The sequence below is a fragment of the Ectopseudomonas toyotomiensis genome, assembly GCF_900115695.1.
GTDB classification, from domain to species: domain Bacteria; phylum Pseudomonadota; class Gammaproteobacteria; order Pseudomonadales; family Pseudomonadaceae; genus Aquipseudomonas; species Aquipseudomonas toyotomiensis.
Genome location: NZ_FOXK01000029.1, coordinates 1 through 3,846, shown reverse-complemented (window position 1 = coordinate 3,846; position 3,846 = coordinate 1). Strand labels below are relative to the sequence as shown.

The 3,846-nt window shown below is 62.9% G+C and carries 2 protein-coding genes; both read left to right on the top strand.

The features are described from left to right. Nucleotides 1-505: DUF6631 family protein (locus BM186_RS26735; RefSeq protein WP_167363354.1), on the top strand; the 505-nt coding region annotated here is incomplete at its 5' end. A 285-nt stretch (nucleotides 506-790) separates the two neighbouring features. Continuing rightward, a partial coding sequence (locus BM186_RS25940) for a phage tail length tape measure family protein (RefSeq protein WP_074919332.1) occupies nucleotides 791-3,846 on the top strand: 3,056 nt, incomplete at its 3' end.

Genomic DNA, 3,846 nt, shown 5'->3' with positions numbered 1-3,846 from the left:
CCTGATGGGTGCGCGTGTCGCCAGAAAGCCCAAGGAAGAGCAAGGCGCCAACGACCTGGAGGTCTTGCACCCCAACCGCTCGGCGACCATCGCCGAGCGCGAGGTGGTTGTTCGGGAGTACGGTTTCGTCGAAGGCATGCAAATGCTTGCCATGCTGGAGCCGCTGCTAGTGGATCTGCAGGACATGATGGCCAATACAAAGCCGCTTGATTTCCACTCATCGAGCACCTTGTTCGCCAAGCACATGGAGATCATCACCTATGCGATCGCGGTCTCGGCCGACGTTGAGGTTGAGTGGCTGGGGCAATTGAATCAGGAGGATGGTTATCACCTTCTGATGTTGTGGTGGGGGGTCAACGGCCCTTTTTACATTCGCACCGTCCGCGATCGCGTAATCGTGGAACGGGCAGCAGCGCAGAGCGCGGCCAAAGCGGGCGCTGGGCAGACGTCTACGCCACCCTCATCGCCGCAGGCTATGGAGACGCCGAACGCATCGGAAAGCTGACCGAGCGGCAGATCCTGCTGTACTACGAGGCCGAGCAACGTCGCCAACGACGTGCCCGCGCTGAGTTCCTGAAGGACGCCAACCTGGCGTTTGCCGGGGGCAAGGAAGCAGAGCAGCACCTTAAGGCGCTGCTGAAGTAAGGCGTGATTCGCGCCTTGGTACCTTTTCAATTCAACCGCCTTCGGGCGGTTTTCTTTTGGGGCGACATTTTTTCGGCCAGCCGAAAATACAGCCGCCCCCGCGCGCGCGAGGATTGCAGCGAACCCCACGCCGTGATCCTGCCCGATGGCCAACAAAGAACTGGAACTCGCCCTACGTCTCAAGACCGACCTGGAACAGGGGCGGCGAGAAGTCGATGCACTGAGTGACTCTATTGAGCGAAGTGGTGTCGCCGCTCAAGGAGCTAACTCCAGCTGGCAGCAGACCGCAGCGGCGCAGAACGAGTCCATGCGCGCCTACCACGCTGCCGAGCGGGCCATCGAGCAGAAGGCTCAGGCCGATCTTAAAGCGGCTGAAACGGCCAAGCAGGCGGCAGCAGCGACCGAGAAAGAAGGCCAGGAGCTGCAGCAGCTGCTGGGCAAGATCGACCCGGTGATACGCAAGCTCGATGAACTCGACGACATGGAGCAGCAACTGCGCCGCGCTCGTGCCTCGGGCAAGATCGACCTGGAGACCTACGACACCTTCAATGCCAAGCTCCAGGAGCAGCGGCAGCGCATTGGCGGTACTACTGATGCAATGCGCGTTGCTGGTATTACTGCAGGCCAGTACCAGCAGGCCATGCGCCAGTTGCCGATGCAGATCACCGACATCACCACGAGCCTGGCCAGTGGCATGCCGATCTGGCTCGTTGCGGTGCAGCAAGGTGGTCAGATCAAGGATTCGTTCGGTGGCTGGAGAAATGCCGGCCAGGCGCTGATCAGCACGCTCAACCCACTTACGCTTGCAATCGCTGCAGCAACTGCAGCGATCGGCGCTACAGCGCTGGCCACTTACCAAGGCTCGCAGGAGTCGATCCGCTTTCGTGAGCAACTGATCCTCACCGGCAACGCCGCCGGCGCGAGCAGCGATCAGTTGATGAACATGGCGGCGTCGATGGACGTCGTGCGTGGCACCCAGCGCCAAGCATCCGCTGCGCTGGCGGAGGTTGCAGGTACCGGCCGTATCGCTGCTGATCAGATCCAACTGGTGGCATCCGCTGCCGTGGCCATGAACCAGACAACAGGCCGAGCTGTATCAGAGACAGTCGCTGAGTTCGTCAAGCTGGCCGAGAGCCCTGTAAAGGCCGTGGCTGACTTGAACCGCGAGTACAACTTCCTCAGTGCCGCCGTGTATGAGCAGATTGCCGCCTTGGCCGAGCAAGGCGATGAGGCCGGTGCTGCGCGTCTGGCCATGGAGGAGCTGGCTCAGACCATGGAGAGCCGGGCTACGCAGATCGAGGGGAACCTGGGCCTGCTCGAAAGTGCCTGGAAGCGCATCAAGGGTGCGGCGGCCGAAGCTTGGGACGAGATGGTTGGCATCGGACGTGAGCAGACCCTGGAGGAGCAGCTCGCTGCCCTCGATCGTCGGAGCGTCCGTGACGTTGATCTGGGAGCCCTGGGCGCCAATGCTGTAGTGCTTGGTCCGATTGGCGCTGCCAAGGAGCTTTGGGATCAGCTGACGCCCGTGATCCAGGGTGCAACCGAGGAAGGCGAGAAGCAGCTGGATCTGGATCGTAACCGGCTGCAGCTGTTGATCCAGCAGCGTGATACCGAGGCGCAGCGTGCCGCAGACCTTGCGAAGCTGAATCAGGAGTCCATTCAGGCTCAGCAAGAAATTGCGAAGGTTCGAGAGCAGGGTTTGACCCGAACAGAGCAGAAGGAAAAGGCAATTGCCGAGTACCGTGCCAATGTCGAGAAAATCCGTGCGGCCAACCCGTTTACCGAAGTCGTAAGCGATGCGCAGATCGATAGAGACATTGCCGCCATTGAAATGCGTTATCGCGAGCGGCAAAAGCGTACGCCCGTAGACCGTGACCAGCGCGCACGTGAGAACTATCTGGCCCAGCTTGAGCGCCAAGCGGCAACGCTGAACATGAGCGCAGCGGAGGTTCGCCAGTACGAGCTGGCGGAGAAGGGGCTGACCGGAGCCATGTTGGAACGCGCTCGGGCGGCTATGTCGCTGATTAATGCGGCTGAGCAGCAGCGCCAGGCCGACGCCAACGCCCGCACCAATGTCGGCCTTGAGGCTGAGTTCCTGCGTGCTGCAGGTCGCGAGACAGATGCCGCGCTGCTGGAGATCCGCACCAAGTTTGCCGGCATGCGTACCGAGTTCGAGAAGGCCGGCAACGAAGCCGGCCTGGCCTGGCTGGATAAGCTGATCCCTGTGGCCGAAGCCAAGGTGCGCGTCGACGACGTGCAGCGCGAGATGGACCGCATCCTGGCCGAGCAGCAGCGCCAGGAGCAGTCGGTCAACGTGCAGCAGGATGCCGGCCTGATCACCGAACTGCAGGCGCGCGAGCGCATCCTGGAGATCCACCGCCAGACCTACGCCCAACTGGAGCAGATCCGCCCGGTACTGGCCGAGCTGGCTGCGCAACCTGGTGCAGTCGGCGAGACGGCCTCCCAGGCTCTGTACGCACTCGACGCTCAAGCCCAGCGCCTGATGGCCACCACCACGCTCCTGCAGGAGACGCTGCGCGATGGCCTGACCACTGGCCTGACCGAAGCCCTCACAGGCCTGGCACGCGGCACCATGACCCTGCGCGAGGCCATCAGCGCCCTCGGCCAGAGCGTGCTTGATGCGCTCACCCGCATGGCGGCCGAGAACCTGGCGCAGTCCATCACCGGTGGAGTGATGGGGCTGTTCGGTGGGGGCGGTCAAGACGGTGCCGGTCTGACTTCCGGTGCAGCAGCTGTTACTACCTCGGCAGGTGCGCTGAGCGCTGCAGGCGGCACATTGATGACCGGCGCAGCGGCTATCCAGACAGCCGCTGCGAGCCTGGCTGCGGCCAATGGCGTCAGCGGTGCCACTGGCTCCGGCTCCTCGGGTGGTTCAGGCTGGCTTAGTCTGATCGGCTCTGCTGCCAGCTCATACTTTGGAGGCGGTGCTAGCGGTGCCAGCACCTACACCGGAGCTTATGGCTTCGCCGAAGGTGGACAGGTACGCGGCCCAGGCACTACCACCAGCGACAGCATCCCGACTTGGCTCAGTGACTGGGAGTTCGTCACCCGCGCGGCTGTTGTGCAGCAGCCAGGCGCTTTGCAGTTTCTGCACGACTTCAACGCCCGAGGCATGGCTGCAGTCAACGACTACCGCGTGCGGCACAACACCGGCGGCCTTGCCGGCGTGCCGGCACCGGC